The sequence below is a fragment of the Pedomonas mirosovicensis genome (assembly GCF_022569295.1).
Taxonomy (GTDB): Bacteria; Pseudomonadota; Alphaproteobacteria; order Sphingomonadales; family Sphingomonadaceae; genus Pedomonas; species Pedomonas mirosovicensis.
This window is the reverse complement of sequence record NZ_JAKFIA010000001.1, coordinates 37,424-55,341: the sequence shown is the minus strand read 5'-3', so window position 1 is coordinate 55,341 and position 17,918 is coordinate 37,424. Positions and strand designations below refer to the sequence as shown.

The 17,918-nt window shown below is 64.1% G+C and carries 8 protein-coding genes and 1 pseudogene; 5 read left to right on the top strand and 4 right to left on the bottom strand.

Translation table 11 applies throughout. The features are described 5' to 3' along the window. Positions 1 to 333: 333 nt before the first annotated feature. From L0C21_RS00220 to L0C21_RS00200, 5 genes and pseudogenes are all read left to right on the top strand, one after another. Positions 334 to 1,269, top strand: coding sequence for a TonB-dependent receptor plug domain-containing protein (locus L0C21_RS00220; RefSeq protein WP_259276462.1), 936 nt, complete (start codon positions 334 to 336; stop codon positions 1,267 to 1,269). A gap of 239 nt (positions 1,270 to 1,508) precedes the next feature. Further along, positions 1,509 to 3,230 carry a TonB-dependent receptor domain-containing protein gene (locus L0C21_RS00215; protein ID WP_259278770.1) on the top strand — a complete coding sequence of 574 codons (1,722 nt, stop codon included), beginning with the start codon at positions 1,509 to 1,511 and terminating at the stop codon, positions 3,228 to 3,230. A 608-nt stretch (positions 3,231 to 3,838) separates the two neighbouring features. Then, positions 3,839 to 5,890, top strand: a pseudogene (locus L0C21_RS00210) (TonB-dependent receptor domain-containing protein); the annotation flags it as partial. A gap of 82 nt (positions 5,891 to 5,972) precedes the next feature. Then, on the top strand, positions 5,973 to 6,725 hold the full coding sequence (locus L0C21_RS00205) for a TonB-dependent receptor domain-containing protein (protein ID WP_259276461.1): 753 nt from the start codon (positions 5,973 to 5,975) through the stop codon (positions 6,723 to 6,725). A gap of 655 nt (positions 6,726 to 7,380) precedes the next feature. Further along, the gene (locus tag L0C21_RS00200) at positions 7,381 to 10,323 is read left to right on the top strand and encodes a TonB-dependent receptor domain-containing protein (RefSeq protein ID WP_259276460.1); all 2,943 of its coding nucleotides are present in this window, start codon (positions 7,381 to 7,383) and stop codon (positions 10,321 to 10,323) included. 168 nt (positions 10,324 to 10,491) lie between these two features. Here L0C21_RS00200 and L0C21_RS00195 read toward each other — a convergent pair whose 3' ends face one another. From L0C21_RS00195 to L0C21_RS00180, 4 genes are all read right to left on the bottom strand, one after another. Then, the gene (locus L0C21_RS00195; protein ID WP_259276459.1) at positions 10,492 to 12,351 is read right to left on the bottom strand and encodes a tetratricopeptide repeat protein; all 1,860 of its coding nucleotides are present in this window, start codon (positions 12,349 to 12,351) and stop codon (positions 10,492 to 10,494) included. A gap of 64 nt (positions 12,352 to 12,415) precedes the next feature. Further along, positions 12,416 to 14,176: a sensor histidine kinase gene (locus L0C21_RS00190; RefSeq protein ID WP_259276458.1), complete on the bottom strand. Its 1,761-nt coding sequence runs from the start codon at positions 14,174 to 14,176 to the stop codon at positions 12,416 to 12,418. Between the two features lie 67 nt (positions 14,177 to 14,243). Then, positions 14,244 to 16,829 (bottom strand): ATP-dependent chaperone ClpB, encoded by a 2,586-nt coding sequence (gene clpB, locus L0C21_RS00185; RefSeq protein ID WP_259276457.1) that lies wholly within the window; start codon positions 16,827 to 16,829, stop codon positions 14,244 to 14,246. A 91-nt stretch (positions 16,830 to 16,920) separates the two neighbouring features. Further along, positions 16,921 to 17,880: a right-handed parallel beta-helix repeat-containing protein gene (locus L0C21_RS00180; RefSeq protein WP_259276456.1), complete on the bottom strand. Its 960-nt coding sequence runs from the start codon at positions 17,878 to 17,880 to the stop codon at positions 16,921 to 16,923. Positions 17,881 to 17,918 lie beyond the last annotated feature (38 nt).

Here is a 17,918-nt window from a genome sequence, read left to right as displayed (position 1 = left end):
GTTTTCCGCGCCTCTTAGGCTCATTTCTGTATCAAAATTGATACAGCCATTTCCGGAAATGAGACGGTTCGCAGCGCTTAAGCGAGCGATGTGAAACCTGCCATTCGTCCTGTCCGTTACTGGACCACATGGACGGCCCACCATGCTTGCAACACTGGTTGCATGTCTTGCGCGGCGACCTGTCCATCGACTGCCGGCACGTCTGTCTATCGTCTGTTGAGTCTTCCTTTCCCGTTGTTTCGGTTCGACGGCCCATGCGGGATTTCCGGCGCGCTGGCGCGCGCCCGGAAAATCCCTGGGGCGGATTCTGTCCGGCTAAGGAGATATCCAGTCATGAGAAGAGCATCCCCCGCACGGCAGAGAGCGGTGTTGAAAACCGGCGTTGCCACGGTTGTCCTGGGTGCTGCAGTCCTTTCGTCCCCCGTGGCGTTGGCGCAGCAGGACACTCCAGAGACGGAAACCATCATCGTCACCGGGTCGCGCATTGCCCGCCCCGACCTGAGCAGTTCGAGCCCGCTGTCCGTTGTGGGGCAGAAGGAGTTCGCGCTTGCGGGTGCGACCAACGTTGAATCCGTGCTCAATGTCCTGCCGCAGGTCATTCCCGGGCAAACGGCCTTTTCCAACAATCCGGGCGGCGGCATCGCGACGATTGACCTGCGCGGCCTGGAAGAGGAGCGCACCCTCGTGCTGGTCAACGGGCGTCGCTACATTTTTTATGACACCTCGCAGATTGTGGACATCAACAACGTGCCCACCTTCCTCGTGGATCGCGTGGATGTGGTGACGGGCGGCGCGTCGGCCGTCTATGGGTCTGATGCGATCGCGGGTGTCGTCAACTTCGTGCTGCGGCAGGATTTCGAGGGCGTGGAAATCGGCAGCACCTATCGCATCACCGAAAAGGGCGATGGCGAGCGCATTGACGTCAATGCCACCATAGGCACCAATTTCGCCGACGATCGCGGCAACATTCTCGCCTACGTCAACTACTACAAGCGCAAATCCATTTATCAGAGCGCCCGGCGCTTCTCCCGCTTCGCGCTGGTGGATGATGTGGATGCGGCGGGCAATCCTGTTCTGGTGCAGGGGGCAGTTCGGTCGTGCCTGCCGGGCGCATCACGATTTCCGAAGCAACCCGGCCCGCCGCCTTTCCGGGCGATTTCGGCGCGCTGTTCCAGCCGGGCGGCACCTTTCGGCCCTTCATCTTTCCGAACGACCAGTACAACTACGCCCCGTCCAACTTCCTGCAGGTGCCGCAGGAGCGCTGGCTGATCGGAAGCCAGGGGCACTACGACATCACGGACAATATTCGCCTCTATGTGGAGGCGACCTTTACCAACAACCGAGTGGTCGGCGAACTTGCGCCGACACCCTACGGGGAACCGGTCGCCATCGATGTGGATAGCCCCTTCCTGTCCCCGGCGGCGCGCGCGGCTTTCGCGGCGGCGGATGCGCTCGAAACCGGCGCGGACGCGGGCGACGGTTTTGCCGATGCCACCCTTTTCCGGCGCATGAACGAGGTGGGCGCGCGCGAAAATATTGATGAGCGCAATGCATGGCGCTTTGTTGGCGGCTTCACGGGCGATGTGGTGGAGGGGTGGACCTACGACGCCTATTACCTCTTTGCCCGTACGCGCAACAGCCAGATCCAGAACGGCAACATCTCCAACAGCCGCCTGCGGGCCGCCCTTCGCACGGAAATCGATCCGGACACCGGCGCGCTGCGCTGCGCCGACGCCACGGCGCGGGACCAGGGATGCGTTCCGGCCAATGTGTTCGGCGAGGGGGCGTTGTCGGATGAGGCGGCCCAGTATGTGGCCATCACCGCCGCCAACAGTGAAATCTCTCAGTTGCAGGTCGCCAGCGGCAGCGTCACCGGTAATTTGTTCGACCTGGGGGCCGGGCCGGTCGGCCTGGCGCTCGGAGCGGAATGGCGCTCGGTGAGCAGTGAGTTCATCCCCGACTTCTCACTGGCCTCGGGCGACGTGATCGGCTTCAACGCCGGGCAGGCGACATCGGGCCGGTATTCGGTGAAGGAGTTGTTCGGCGAAATCCGCGCGCCGCTCTTGGCGGATGTTCCCTTTGCCCACCGCCTGGAATTGACCGGCGCCGCCCGTTATTCCGACTATTCGCTCGATGCGGTGGGCAGCGTCTTCACCTGGGCGGCAGGGGGAGAGTGGGCGCCCATTCCTGATGTGACCCTGCGCGGTCAGTACCAGCGCGCCATTCGCGCGCCCAACGTCGAGGAGCTGTTCGGCGGGCAGGAACAGGGCTTCCCTCCGGCAATCGATCCGTGCTCCGACCGCTCGCCTGAAACCCAAACGGCGGCGGTGCGCGCCCTTTGCATCGCGACCGGCGTGCCGGCAGGGGCGGTATTCACCACCGGCGTACAGCCCGACGCGCAAATCGAGGGCTCATTCGGCGGCAATCCGGAACTGGAGGAGGAGAAGTCCGATACCTACACCTTGGGTGCGGTCCTCCGGCCGGATTTCGCGCCGGGCCTCAACCTCACGGTCGACTACTATCACATCAAGGTGAAGAACTACATTACCGAGCTTGGCGGTGGTCTCAGCAACGTGCTCGACCTGTGCTACAACGTGGTGCAGGACATCAACGACCCCTACTGCCAGGCCATCCAGCGCAATCCGGGCGGCGACATCAACATCGTGCAGGTCAACAACGCCAACGTGGCCTCGCTCACCACCTCCGGCATTGATTTCCAGGTGGATTACAGCCTGGATCTGGACTTCGGCCTGTTCGATACCAACGAAAGCCGGCTGACCTTCTTCTTCCTCGGAACCTGGGTGGACAAGTGGACCTACACCCCGGTCGTGGAGTTGCCGGACAAGGTCGACTGCGTCGGCCAGTTTGGCGCGACCTGCGACGATCCCATCCCCGAGTTCCGCTACACCACGCGCGTCACCTGGGATACGGGGCCGCTGCAACTCAGCGTTCGCTATCGCTGGATCGACAAGCTGAAGGACGATCGGATCAAGAACGCGGACACACCGCCGTCGCAGCTGGCCAAGGCGGCGCTGGGCGACCAGCACTACTTCGATCTGACTGCGCTCTATAATGTGAACGAGGATGTCCAGCTCTCCTTCGGCATCAACAACCTGTTCAATAACAAGCCGCCTCTCACCGGCGACGCGCAGGAGCAGTCCAACACCTTTCCTGGTCTCTTCGACGTGTTGGGGCGAGACTATTTCCTGAGCGCCACCGTGCGGTTCTAGGGCATGCGGTTCTAATCCAGGAGCCATGAGGGCAACGGTCTGACAGGCCCCAGCCAGGTGATCCTGGCCGGGGCCTGTCCGTTTGCCGATTCCCGTGTAAGCCGCGGCCTTGATGCCGTGGCTTAAGCCGGCGCAGGAGCTCGGCTAATCCCGCCTTTTCCGCGCCTTCCGGTGGACGCCACAGGCCTTCTCCCATGCGGCGCGATACTCCCATATACAATCATATCGAGAGTTTCGCCGGGCCGGGCCACGGCTTCGTCGCGCATGGCGAGTAATTTTATTCCGAGAATCTGGAAGACTGTGGGAATAACATAACAACTGCGTGCCAAAATAGCCACACCCCCGCTGCCCCTATTCTCCAAATGGTTGTGTGGCACTTTACTCAATTCCCCGTATCGGCTTGATTGAGCGCAGGCCGAAATGGCGCATTACAGCGGTGAATGGAAAAGTCACGCATATCAGACACACACGTGATCCGGGAATTGGGGGTTCCTGCATTCGCTGCGGACTATTCTCAGGGTTAACCTAACGGGAGGAGTAATCAGGTGAGTTCAACCAATTTGGTGCTTCACAGGGCACTTCTGAAGGCAGGTGTCGCGACGGCGCTCATGGCTGCGGCCGCGCCCGCGGTGGCGCAGGAGCAAGCCGGCACTGCGTCGATGGAGACCATCGTCGTCACCGGTTCGCGCATTGCGCGTCCGGAGCTCCAGGCTTCGAGCCCGGTTGCGGTCATCGGCGCGGAGGAATTCAAGCTCTCCGGCACGGTGAACGTTGAAGAAGTGCTGTACGACCTGCCGCAGGTTGTCCCGTCGCTGTCCGCAGCGTCGAACAACCCGGGCGAAGGCGTGGCCACCGTCGACCTGCGCGCGCTGGGGGCAGTCCGCACCCTGGTGCTGGTCAACGGCCGCCGCTACGTTGCTTATGACGAGCAGCAGATCGTCGACCTCAACACCATCCCGGCGGGCTTGATCGAGCGCGTCGACGTGGTGACCGGCGGCCGTTCGGCCGTTTACGGTTCGGACGCGGTCGCGGGCGTCGTCAACTTCGTGCTCAAGGAAGACTTCGAAGGCGTTCAGGTATCGGGCAACTATCGCCTGAACGAAAAGGGCGACGGTGACACCTACACGGTCGATGGCCTGATCGGCGGCAACTTTGCCGACGGCAAGGGCAACGTCACCGCCTACATGAGCTACACCAAGCGCAAGCCGCTGCTGCAGAGCGCGCGCTCGTTCTCGCGCGACACCATCGCCGACAACGGCGACGGCACCACCTATCTCGGCGGTTCCAGCTCGATTCTCGGCACCCGCTACGCCGTCGGCAACTTCGGCGAGGACATGGATCCGACCAGCAGCATCGTCACCTCGACCGGCAACCGCCGGTATGCGGAGGGTGGTGACTCGGTCGTCTACAACGCCGAAACCGATGCCTACAATTACGCGCCGGACAACTACCTGCAAACGCCGCAGGAGCGCTGGTTCATCGGCACGATGGGCAACTACGAGATCAACGAGCACTTCGAGGTGTTCGCGGAAGCTCAGTTCGTCAACAGCCGCGTGAACAGCCAGCTGGCCGCCACCCCTGTCACCGGAAACTTCCGCATCGGCGTGGACAATCCGTTCGTGTCCGCGGCTGAACGCGCCCGCTTCGCGGCCATTGACGCGAGCGAGCTGACCATCCGCCGCGACGCCGAGGGCAACGCCATCACCGACGCTGACGGCAACATCCTGGGCGATCCGGCCGCGACCCGCGGTGATGGTTACATCACTGCTGCTATCGGTCGCCGGTTCGCCGAAGCCGGCCCGCGCTTCCAGACGGACGACCGCTCGGCCTACCGGATGCTGACCGGCCTGCGCGGCGAGATCGCGGGCAACTGGACGTACGAGGGCTACTACTCCTACGCCCACAACCGCAACACCCAGACCCAGGAAGGCAACGTCTCGGTCAGCCGCTTCCAGAGCGCTCTGGACGTGGAGGTCCTGGCGGACGGCACCATGCGCTGCCGCAGCGCTGAAGCCCGGGCTGCCGGCTGCGTGCCGCTGAACATCTTCGGCGAAGGCGTGGCCTCGGCCGAAGCCGCAAACTACGTCACGGTTCCGACCACCAACATCAATACCATCACCTCGCAGGTGGCCAGCTTCTCCGTTTCCAACGGCGAACTGTTCGACCTGGGTGCGGGTCCGGTTGGCGTGGCGCTCGGCGCCGAGTGGCATTCGGAATCCGGCGCGTTCCGTCCGGACTTCTACCTGTCCTCGGGCGACATCGTCGGCTTCAACGCCGGCCAGCCGACCAAGGGCCGCTACAGCGTGAAGGAACTGTTCGGCGAAGTCGTGGTGCCGCTGCTGGCTGACGTGCCGTTCGCTCACAACCTCGAGTTCAACGGCGCTCTGCGCTATTCCGACTACTCGAACGCGGTGGGCTCGGCCTGGTCGTACTCGGCGGGCCTGATGTGGGCTCCGGTTGAGGACATCAGCTTCCGTGGTCAGTACCAGCGCGCCGTTCGCGCCCCGACCATCTCCCAGCTGTTCCTGGGCAACTCGGTCGGCTTCCCGGGCGCGCTTGATCCCTGTGAACAGCCGGTGGCTCAAACCAACGCCAACCTGAACGCCACCTGCCGCGCGCAGGGCGTGCCGGCCAGCCTGATCGGCACCGAGTTCGCGGGTGGTGACTCGCAGATCCAGTCGTTGTTCGGCGGCAACCCGGATCTGCAGGAAGAAAAAGGCGGATACCTACACCGTTGGTGCCGTGATCCAGCCGCGCTTCCTGCCGCGCTTTACGCTGACGGTCGACTACTACAACATCACCATCAACGACTACATCGGCGGCTCGGGCCCCGGCACGGTGAACATCATCGCGGCCTGCTATGGCGACGCAGCCAGCGACTTCGTGCCCTATGACAGCTCGTTCTGCGCCCTGGCGCCGCGTAACCCGAACGACCTGTCGCTCGAGGACGTGGTCAGCATCAACGCCAACCTCGGCAAGATGAAGACCTCGGGCGTCGACTTCGAGGCTCGCTACTGGGTCAACGTGCCGTTCGGTATCGACAACGACGGCCGCCTCGACTTCCGCCTGTCGGGCACCCGCCTGATCGAGTGGAAGCTGAACCCGATCGCCACCGCTTCGGGTCTGGTCAGCGACTGCGCCGGCAGGTTCGGCACCAGCTGCGGCGACCCGCTGTCCAAGTGGCGCTGGTCGGGCCGCGTCAACTACTCGACCGGTCCGTTCACCACGTCGCTGCTGTGGTACCACCTGGGTGGTGCCAAAGACGACGACGACGGTTCGCTGTACTGGAAGGAGAAGGTTGGCTCGTACGACATCTTCAACCTGTCGTTCGCCTACGAGGTCAACGAGAACCTGGACCTCGGCCTGGGTGTCAACAACCTCTTCAACAAGAAGCCGCCGCTGTTTGGCGACAACCAGCAGCAGGCCAACACCTATCCGTCGACCTACGATCCGTTCGGTCGCCAGTACTTCTTCAGCGCCACGGCCAAGTTCTAAGAACTGGCAAATACGCTGGAAACTACAGGAAGCGGCGGGGAGAAATCCCCGCCGCTTTTCTTTTTGCCTGTCGACATGGTGCTCCGGCTTTCTGCGCGACTGATTGTCTGAGCCGGAGAGGGGGATCCCAGCGTACAGGGCGGTCGTGTGCCGCCTTTGTCGGTATCGGGAAAATGGCGATCGGCTGGCGCCTGTCCCCACGGAGGCCGACAGACTTATGGCCTTAATGGCCAAATTCGTTTCATTGCGCGAACGCTGTCTTCCGAGGCGTTAACATTTCACGCAGGCCGCAGACTCTGCAACGAGCGGGGACCTTTGTTTTGCAAAAGTGCAACATACACGTAATGGTTGTATAGATATCGCTGGAATACCCGCAATTAAATTTTAATAATTAAATATCAGGTGTCACAAACTTGCCATTATGTGTCAAAAGGGCAACAGCGGAGAAGCGTTGCCATAGGGCGCAACCGGCCGCTGCTTTACACCGTCCCGTCGCTCCGTTTGAGTGCAGGTAAGCCGATAAGGCGAGCGGTCCTTTCCAGGATGTTCGGACAAACGGCGATGCCCCGTTCGCATGGCAACGGGGCGCGGGGGCTGTCCGTGCATGTAGGCGAGTGTCGCGTAAGCAGGGTAAAATTACGAGAGGAACTCGGTTGTGAGTCAATCTAACTCGTCCGTTCTCAGGGCAGTTCTGAAGGCCGGTGTCGCAACTGCGATCGTGGCCTCGGCTGTTCCGGCCGTCGCGCAGGAACAGACTACCTCCATGGACGCCATCGTCGTCACCGGTTCGCGCATTGCGCGTCCGGAGCTCCAGGCTTCGAGCCCGGTTGCGGTCATCGGCGCGGAGGAATTCAAGCTCTCCGGCACGGTGAACGTTGAAGAAGTGCTGTACGACCTGCCGCAGGTTGTCCCGTCGCTGTCCGCAGCGTCGAACAACCCGGGCGAAGGCGTGGCCACCGTCGACCTGCGCGCGCTGGGCGCGAGCCGCACCCTGGTGCTGGTCAACGGCCGCCGCTACGTTGCTTATGACGAACAGCAGATCGTCGACCTCAACACCATCCCGGCGGGCCTGATCGAGCGCGTCGACGTGGTGACCGGCGGTCGCTCGGCCGTTTACGGTTCGGACGCGGTCGCGGGCGTCGTCAACTTCGTGCTCAAGCAGGACTTCGAAGGCGTTCAGGTATCGGGCAACTATCGCCTGAACGAAAAGGGCGACGGCGACACCTACACGGTCGATGGCCTGATCGGCGGCAACTTTGCCGACGGCAAGGGCAACGTCACCGCCTACATGAGCTACACCAAGCGCAAGCCGCTGCTGCAGAGCGCGCGCTCGTTCACGCGCAACACCATCTCCGACAACGGCGACGGCACCACCTATCTCGGCGGTTCCAGCGCCATCCCCAGCACTCGCTATGCCATCGGCAACTTCGGCGAGAACATGGATCCGACCAGCAACATCGTCTCCGCGACCGGCAACCGTCGGTACACCAGCGGCGGTGACTCGGCTGTCTATGATCCGGTGGCTGACGCCTACAACTACGCGCCGGACAACTACCTGCAAACGCCGCAGGAGCGCTGGTTCATCGGCGCGATGGGCAACTACGAGATCAACGAGCACTTCGAGGTGTTCGCGGAAGCTCAGTTCGTCAACAGCCGCGTGAACAGCCAGCTGGCGCCGACGCCGGTTACCGGCAACTTCAATGTTGGCGTGGACAATCCGTTCCTGTCGGCGGCCGAGCGCGCCCGCTTTGCGGCGATCGACGCCAGCGAGCTGACCATCCGTCGCGACGCCGAGGGCAATGCGATCACCGACGCTGACGGCAACATCCTGGGCGATGCGGCTGCAACTCGCGGTGACGGCTACGTCAACGCTTCCCTTAACCGCCGCTTCTCCGAAGCTGGTCCGCGCTTCCAGCTGGATGATCGTTCGGCCTACCGGATGGTCACTGGTCTGCGCGGCGAGATCGCGGGCAACTGGACGTACGAGGGCTACTACTCCTACGCCCACAACCGCAACACCCAGACCCAGGAAGGCAACGTCTCGGTCAGCCGCTTCCAGAACGCTCTGGACGTGGAGGTCCTGGCGGACGGCACCGCGCGCTGCCGCAGCGCCGAAGCCCGGGCTGCCGGCTGCGTGCCGCTGAACATCTTCGGCGAAGGCACGGCCTCGGCTGAAGCGGTGAACTACGTCACGGTTCCGACCACCAACATCAACACCATCACCTCGCAGGTGGCCAGCTTCTCCGTTTCCAACGGCGAACTGTTCGACCTGGGCGCGGGTCCGGTTGGCGTGGCGTTCGGTGCCGAGTGGCATTCGGAATCCGGCTCTTTCCGTCCGGACTTCTACCTGTCCTCGGGCGACATCGTCGGCTTCAACGCCGGCCAGCCGACCAAGGGCCGCTACAGCGTGAAGGAGCTGTTCGGCGAAGTCGCGGTGCCGCTGCTGGCTGACATGCCGTTCGCTCACAACCTCGAGTTCAACGGCGCTCTGCGTTACGCCGACTACTCGAACGCGGTGGGCTCGGCCTGGTCGTACTCGGCGGGCCTGATGTGGGCTCCGATTGAGGACGTCAGCTTCCGCGGTCAGTACCAGCGCGCCGTTCGCGCCCCGACCATCTCCCAGCTGTTCCTGGGCAACTCGGTCGGCTTCCCGGCCGCGCTCGACCCCTGCGAACAGCAGGCGGCTCTGACCAACGCCAACCTGAACGCTACCTGCCGCGCGCAGGGCGTGCCGGCCAACCTGATCGGCACCGAGTTTGCGGGCGGTGACGCGCAGATCCAGTCGCTGTTCGGCGGTAACGAAAACCTGCAGGAAGAAAAGGCGGATACCTACACCGTTGGTGCCGTGATCCAGCCGCGCTTCCTGCCGCGCTTCACGCTGACGGTCGACTACTACAACATCACCATCAACGACTACATCGGCGGCTCGGGTCCGGGCACGGCCAATATCGTTGCGGCCTGCTATGGCGACGCAGCCAGCAACTTCGTGCCCTATGACAGCTCGTTCTGCGCCCTGGCGCCGCGTAACCCGAACGACCTGTCGCTTGAGGACGTGGTCAGCATCAACGCCAACCTCGGCAAGATGAAGACCTCGGGCGTCGACTTCGAGGCTCGCTACTGGGTCAACGTGCCGTTCGGCATCGACAACGACGGCCGCCTCGACTTCCGCCTGTCGGGCACCCGCCTGATCGAGTGGAAGCTGAACCCGATCGCCACCGCTTCGGGTCTGGTCAGCGACTGCGCCGGCAAGTTCGGCACCAGCTGCGGCGACCCGCTGTCCAAGTGGCGCTGGTCGGGCCGCGTCAACTACTCGACCGGTCCGTTCACCACGTCGCTGCTGTGGGCTCACCTGGGCAGCGCCAAGGACGACGACGACGGTTCGCTGTTCTGGAAGGAGAAGGTCGGCTCGTACGACATCTTCAACCTGTCGTTCGCCTACGAGGTCAACGAGAACCTGGACCTCGGCCTGGGTATCAACAACCTCTTCAACAAGAAGCCGCCGCTGTTTGGCGACAACCAGCAGCAGGGCAACACCTACCCGTCGACCTACGACGTGTTTGGTCGCCAGTACTTCTTCAGCGCCACGGCCAAGTTCTAAGAACTGGCAAATACGCTGGGAACTACAGGAAGCGGCGGGGAGAAATCCCCGCCGCTTTTCTTTTGCCGGATGCTCGAACCACAACGCCTCGCGCTGTTTTTCAGACAACCGTAGGCGTGTCCGCCTCAGGGGCAGGCTTAAGATCAGGATTGGGTAGGAAGAGCCGCGTCAGGCCGCGGGCACGGCATCAAAGGCGATGGTCGTGCGCGTGTCGTCATCCTCGAACGGTATCGTGCCGTGCCAGGTATAGGAGGGGAACAATACCAGGCGTCCCACCTCCGGGCGGATCACCCGGCGCGGCGGCAGATCGAGCCCCAGCTCTACCGGTGGCGCACCGAACTGGATCCAGCCGGCCATGTCGTTGCCACCATTGGCGTGAACGCAGGCGGGCAACTGCACGTAGAAGGCGGAGCTGATCCAGCCTTCCGAGTGCATGTGGTTGATATGGTGGCTGCCATTGCCCCGCAACCGCACCGACCATGAGCCGCTGAAACGTACCCGCTCCGCCTTGCGTCGCAGCAGCGGATGGGTCTCATCGTCTGGCAGTCGGCGAACATAATCCGCAATCGCCTTCTCGATCTGCCGTCTGGCCGACTGGATCACCGGGTCCTTACTGACGAACAGCGCGCCCGCCGTTTGGGTGCCGCCGCGCAGGGTCTGGTCGAGCGGATGCTGGGCGCTGCGGTGCAAGGGCAGCAGCGCGGCTTCGAGTTGCCGCGCAAAGGTTGCAATATCGTCCACGCCCTCGGGCGGCTCCACCGCCAGCGGCATCACCAGCCGGTCGTAGTCATGCAGCCAGTGTTCACGCGGATCGTCCAGCATCCGCCATGCGGTGCCGAGATAGGCGAAGGCGAACTGGCTGTCCGGGTCAAGCCGGGCAGCTTCCTCCGCCTGCCGCGCTGCGGCATCGGGCATTTGCTGGCGCAGCAGATGACGGGCGAAATCTGACCGGGCCATGGCATCGCTGGGCTGGGCCGCGATGAGTGTTTCGAACAGCGCCGTCGCCGCCGCGCCATCGCCGCGCTCGCTGCGGGCCATGGCTTCCGCATGGCTCAAGAACGGCAGGTCGCCGAGGACGCGGCGGGCATCCGTCGCTGCGGTCACCATCTCGTCCCAGCGCTTCAGGGGCATGAGAATTTGGAACAGGGCGCGCCAGAGCCCAACATCCGCCCTGGCCCTTCCCAGTGCCTTGCGGATGGTGGCGGTGGGCTCCTCCTCCAGCTTTTGTTCCCAGATCAGCTTGGCGAGGGTGACATGGCCCATCGCATAGTCTGGCGCAGTTTTGGTCAGGCGGCGGTAAAATTCGATGCCATCCCGCGTGCGGCCCAGATCCAGCAGAGCGCTGGCGCGCCCGTCCGTCAGCTCCGGCCCGGAAAAGCCGGCGCGCTCGGCCGCATCGAAGCAGGCCAGAGCGTCCTCCGGCTCGCCGTTCATCCTGAGCGCTACTCCCAGGTTCACCCATGTCCGGGCCTGGCGCGGCTCCAGCTGGGTCGCCTTGCGATAAGCGGCAATGGCGTCCTCCAGCCGGCCGGCGCGACGATAAGCGCCACCCAGCGCTGCCCACGCCTTGGCGGAATTGGGGCTGAGATCGCGCGCCCGCTCCAGCGCGGCAATGGCCTCTGTTGCCAGCCCGGCGCTGTTGGCGGTCAGCCCCAGGTTGATCCAGGCCTCGACGAAACCGCTGTCCAGCGTGAGTGCTTGCCGATAGGCGGCAAGGGCTTCGTCGGTGCGCCCCATGCTGTCCAGAAGGTTGCCGAGATTGTTCAGCAACTGCGGCTGGCGCGGGCGTACCTGCAGGGAGGTCCGCAGGGCAGTGACCGCGCCCTCCCGGTCGCCGAGGGCCTTTAGCGCCAAACCCAGAAGGTGCTGGGCATCCGGCTGGAAAGGCTTGGTGGCGAGCACCTGCCGGCAGAGGTCGCAGGCTTGTGCCGCATGGCCGCCTTGCAATGCCTGAAGGGCACGCTGCAGGCATAGGGCCTCGTTTGATGTCAGCGGTACGTCATGGGACGGGGCGAGTTGCGTGGCCATGACACGACTATAGGTAGAGTACCGTTTTGCTGGCAAGCCGGCGCGGGTGTCAATCGTGAGGCGCTCAGTGCAGTATCACCCGCCGCGCGGCGGGCAGGTGAATGGTCGCCCGCGTGCCTTCGCCCATGCGGCTTTCCAGTTCCAGCCGGCCACCCTGCAGTTCCACGAACTGCTTGGCCAGCGGCAGGCCGAGGCCCACGCCGCCATAGCGACGCGCCTCGCTGTCCTCCACTTGCGCGAAGGGTTTCATCACTTCCTCGATCAAATGCCGGGGAATGCCGATACCCTCGTCCACGATATCAATGCGGATGGAGCCATCCGCGTCTTCCCTCATACGCAGTTGCACCCGCCCCTGCGGCTTCGAGAATTTCAGCGCATTGCCGATGAGGTTGATGAGCGCCTGCCGCGTCAGCCGCGCATCCAGCCGCACCGGCAAAGGCATCTCGGGCAGGAGTTCTTCCAGCGTCGCGCCGTTGCTGGTGCCACGCCCGCGCGCCATCATGGCGGCGCTGCGGACCAGCGCCACCAGGTCGATCTGCGTTTCCAGAAGCTGCAGCTTGCCGGCCTCGATGCGCGCCAGATCAAGCATGTCCTCAACAATGCCGAGCAGATGCTGCCCGCTTTCCAGCACGGTGCGGGCATATTGGCTGTGCGTTGCCGGGTTGCATCGCCCCGCCTCCAGATCCTGCGTCAGCAGATCAGAAAAGCCGATCACCGCATTGAGCGGCGTTCGCAGCTCATGGCTCATGTTGGCGAGAAAGCGCGATTTGGCCTGGCTCGCGGCCTCGGCCCCATCGCGGGAGGCTTCCAGTTCCTGCTGGAGAGCAAGCAGTTCTGCCTCCCGCCGCTTGAGCGCGGAAATGTCCACGTGCGTGACCGCCACGTGCCCGTTGGCCAGCAGCTGGAGGGTGCTGCGATACCATTTGTCGCCCTGCTGTTGCTCCTGACTGAGGCTGGCCCTGCCTTCCAGGGGCGTGTCCGAGGCAAGTGCCTGTATCTCCGGCAGGTCAGCATGCAGGCAGGCTGCCTTGATATTCGCCCACGGCATGTGCGGCGTCAGCGCTTGCGGCGCCAGGCCCAGCACCCGCGCATAGGCGTCGTTCCATAGCAGCAGGCGCCGGTCGGCATCGAACAGGGCGAAGGCGTCGGCCGTTTCCGAAAGCTCGCGCCAGTTCTGTTGGGCCGCACGCAGGTCGGCGACGGCGCGATCTGCCGCCAGTTGCGCCTCGATGCCCTCCTGCAAGAGCGCATGGCCTGCGCGATTGGTGAAAATCATGGCGCAGGCCAGCAGCGCGGCAGCCAGCGCGAGAAGAGTGGACTCGGTTTCTCCTTGCCATGCGAACACAAGAATGAACGGCGCGGCAATGGCGATGATGAAGCTGCGGGCGGCGCGCGGGGCCGGGGTGAGTACAGCGGCCGCACCCGCGCAGACCGCGCCGTTGACCACGACCAGGAAGATGCCGTGTTCCAGTGGCAGCCAGGGCAGGAAAGCAGCCGTCAATCCCCACAGCAGGCCGTTGATGGCCGCCGACTTCTGCACGGTGCCAAGAAACTGGCTTGCCTGGGCATCGGTTCGAATTTTTAGACCGCGGTGACGGGAATCAAAAAGGATAAACCCCCACAGCAGACTGTGCAGCGCCAGCCACACAAGCTCCAGCCGATAGGGCAGCGTACCCCACAGGAAAAAGATGGTCAGCAGCGCGGCCAGCGTCAGCGCGAGGCCATGCAGGGTCGCCCGCTGATTGAGCGCCAGGGTGAGGCGCACATGGCCGCTGATGGCGAGTGGCGCGCCAAGCGCCTGACCCTCCGTGGCCGGGGCGTTCAACGCACCGTGCGCCAAAGGCGGGCGATCGAAGTCGTCTCTCAGCACAGGTGCATTGAACCCGGATTTATCAGCTTTCTGGCACCACGGTCAGGATCAGCCGTCCATCGCCTTCCGTGACTACGACAGTCTGGCCATCCCTGACCTGGCCGCGCAGTATCAACTCGGCCAACGGGTCCTGCAAATATTTTTGCACGACGCGTTTCAGCGGCCGCGCGCCGTAGACCGGATCGTAGCCCATGCGCCCCAGCCAGGCGGCTGCGCCAGGCTCCAGCTCCAGCCGGATCTTCCGGTCTTCCAGCAGCTTCTGCACTCGCTGCACCTGGATCGCGACGATTGCTCCCATATGCTCCTCGCCCAGCCGGTGGAAGAGGATGATCTCGTCCAGCCGGTTGAGGAATTCCGGGCGGAAGTGGCTGCGGACCACCTGCATTACCTCGTCCCGCACGTCCGCCGTATCCCGGCCTTCCGGCAGGTTGGCGATGAACTGCGCGCCGAGGTTGGAGGTGAGCACGATGATGGTGTTGGTAAAATCGACCGTGCGGCCTTGGCCGTCCGTCAGGCGGCCGTCGTCGAGCACCTGCAGCAGCACATTGAACACGTCCCCGTGCGCCTTTTCCACCTCGTCGAACAGCACCACCTGATAGGGCCGACGCCGCACGGCTTCCGTCAGCACGCCGCCTTCCTCATAGCCCACGTAGCCCGGAGGCGCGCCGATGAGCCGGGAGACGGAATGCTTCTCCATGAACTCGCTCATGTCGATGCGGACCATCGCCTGCGGATCGTCGAACAGGAAGGTGGCGAGCGCCTTGCACAGTTCGGTCTTGCCGACGCCGGTGGGACCTAAAAACAGGAAGCTGCCGAGCGGCCGGTTCGGGTCCTGAAGCCCTGCACGGGCGCGGCGGACGGCAGCGGAGACGGCCGCGATGGCTTCCTGCTGACCGATCACCTGCCGGCCCAGCACCTCTTCCATCGCCAGCAGTTTCTCGCGCTCGCCTTCCAGCATCTTGTCGACCGGAATGCCGGTCCAGCGGGAAACAACCGAGGCGATGTCCTCCGCCGTCACGCTCTCGCGCACCATGCGGCTCTTCTCCGCGTCCTTGGCGGCGGCCAGCTGTTTTTCCAGCTCGGGGATCACGCCATAGGCCAACTCGCCGGCGCGTTGCAGATTGCCGGTGCGCTGGGATTGCTCCAATTCGGTGCGGGCGGCATCCAGCTTCTCTTTCAGCTGGCGCTCGCCCTGCATCTTCTCGCGCTCGGCCATCCAGTGGGCGGTCAGCTCAGCCGACTGGCGTTCGAGATCCGCCAGTTCGGTTTCGATTTTCGCCAGCCGCTCCTGCGAGGCGGGGTCGGTCTCCTTGCGGAGCGCCTCGCGCTCGATTTTCAGCTGGATCACCCGCCGGTCGAGATTTTCAATTTCCTCGGGCTTGGATTCCACCTCCATCCGCAGGCGGCTGGCGGCTTCGTCCATCAGGTCGATGGCCTTGTCCGGCAGGAAGCGGTCGGTGATGTAACGGTTGGAAAGGGTGGCCGCCGCCACCAGCGCGCCGTCCGTAATCCGCACGCCGTGGTGCACCTCGTATTTTTCCTTGAGGCCGCGCAGGATGGAAATGGTGTCGGCAACCGTCGGCTCGCCTACGAACACCGGCTGGAAGCGTCGCTCCAGCGCCGCATCCTTTTCCACGTGCTTGCGGTATTCGTCGAGCGTGGTCGCGCCGATGCAGTGCAGCTCGCCGCGCGCCAGCGCCGGTTTCAAGAGGTTGGAGGCATCCATCGCGCCTTCGGTTTTGCCTGCGCCGACGAGGGTGTGCATCTCATCGATGAACAGCACCACCTCGCCCTCGGCCGCGCGCACTTCCTCCAGCACGCCTTTCAAACGTTCCTCGAACTCGCCGCGATATTTCGCACCCGCGATCAGGGCACCCATATCGAGCGCCATGATGCGACGGTCCTTGAGGCCATCGGGCACGTCGCCCTTGGCGATCCGCAGCGCGAGGCCCTCGACGATCGCCGTCTTGCCGACGCCGGGCTCGCCGATCAGCACCGGGTTATTTTTGGTGCGGCGGGAGAGCACCTGAATGGTGCGGCGGATTTCCTCGTCCCGGCCAATCACTGGGTCCAGCTTGCCGTCCCGCGCCGCCTGCGTGAGATCGCGCGCGAATTTCTTCAACGCATCATAGCGGTCTTCGGCGGAAGCCGTATCCGCTGTTCTGCCTTTTCGCATTTCGTTGATCGCCTGATTGAGGCTTTGCGCGGTGACACCCGCGTCAGCCAGAATTTTCGCGGCCGCCGTGCCTTGCGCCAGCGCGATGGCCAGCAGCATCCGCTCGACGGTGACGAAGCTGTCGCCCGCCTTGGTGGAAATCTGCTCGGCCTGATCGAGAATCCGCACGGTCTCGGCGTCCCAGCCGATCTGGTTCGCGCCCGCGCCGGTCACTTTGGGAATACGCCCCAGCGCCAGATCGACGGCTTGCGTCACCTGCTCCGGCCGCCCGCCCGCCGCGCGGATAAGCCCCGCCGCCATGCCCTGGTCATCTTCCAGCAGGGCTTTTAGCAGGTGTTCGGTCTGCACCCGCTGGTGGTCGTTCCGCAGCGCCACGGTCTGGGCCGATTGCAGAAAGCCGCGTGCGCGCTCGGTAAACTTCTCGATATTCATGGGCTTTGCCCCTCAAGGTCTACGCTCAAGCTTCATGTAATGTGGCATATTTGCCACACAAGGGGTCCGGTAGTCTGATCCGCCGATTCCTTTACGGCGGGTTCGTCTGCCTTGGTGGCGGAATGGCGAAGGGGGCGGCCGGGCCTTCCACTTCCGTCACCGGAGCACCGCTGAACACGTTGCCCATCACCTGTGCCGGAATATTGCTCAGGTTCCGCACGAAGGTGATCCCAATGGCGGTGTCGTTGCTGATGCTGTTGTTGGCGATGAAGATCTGCTGCCCTGGCTGGGCCCCGCGCTGCGGCGCGATGATGATGGCGGCCGTTGCCGCGCCGGGGGCGGCCATGGTCTTGCGGAAGCTGTTGCCGCGCACCACCGCATTGCCGCCCGCGATTTCCACCAGCAGGCGGGACGCGGCGGAGCCGTCCGCGATCGATGAGAAGGTGATGTCCGTGTTGGCGGCGGCGGAGCGCACGGCGGGGCCGCCCAGCGGCGCGACGAACTGGCTGGCGGTGATGCTCAGCCGCTCGATGTCGCGCGCTTCCACCTGTGCGCCGCCCATGAAGGAGGCGTTCTCCAGCCGCACGATGCTGCCCCGGCGCGGCAGGGCGAGCACGCCCCGGCCGGTCGTGCGGAACGTGACCCGGCGGATGGTGGCGCTGCGCCCTTCGATGCGAATGGCGGCGGCCTCTGGGTTAGGCCCTCGCGCGCCGGCAAAATCCACGCCGTCGATGGTGATGTTGTCCCCGCGGAGTAAAAACTGCCCGCGCCCCTCGCACAGCACGCCTTCCACCCGCGCCGTGTTGGGCTCGGCCTGAATGGTGAGGTTGCTGGCTGTCCACACCGCGCACTCCCGGTAAATGCCCGGCGTCAACCGCACCGTTGCGCCGGGCTGGGCAGCACGGGCGGCGTCCGCAAGTGAGGTGTAAACCTCGCCCGGTCCGACCATCATTGGCCGCCCCCATTGCGGTTGCGCCATCAGTGGGCCGGCGCTCAGCAGGAACAGCGGGCAGAGCACAAACTGGAGCGCAAGGCGGGGCAGGCGCAGCATGGGGTACTCCGGCAACGAACAGATCAAAGAACTGGCCC

Bases quoted from the DNA above. Each gene is read 5' to 3' on its own strand.
- L0C21_RS00220 (WP_259276462.1), top strand. From the start codon at position 334: ATGAGAAGAGCATCCCCCGCACGGCAGAGAGCGGTGTTGAAAACCGGC.
- L0C21_RS00215 (WP_259278770.1), top strand. From the start codon at position 1,509: ATGAACGAGGTGGGCGCGCGCGAAAATATTGATGAGCGCAATGCATGG.
- L0C21_RS00195 (WP_259276459.1), bottom strand. From the start codon at position 12,351: ATGGCCACGCAACTCGCCCCGTCCCATGACGTACCGCTGACATCAAAC.
- clpB (WP_259276457.1), bottom strand. From the start codon at position 16,829: ATGAATATCGAGAAGTTTACCGAGCGCGCACGCGGCTTTCTGCAATCG.
- L0C21_RS00180 (WP_259276456.1), bottom strand. From the start codon at position 17,880: ATGCTGCGCCTGCCCCGCCTTGCGCTCCAGTTTGTGCTCTGCCCGCTG.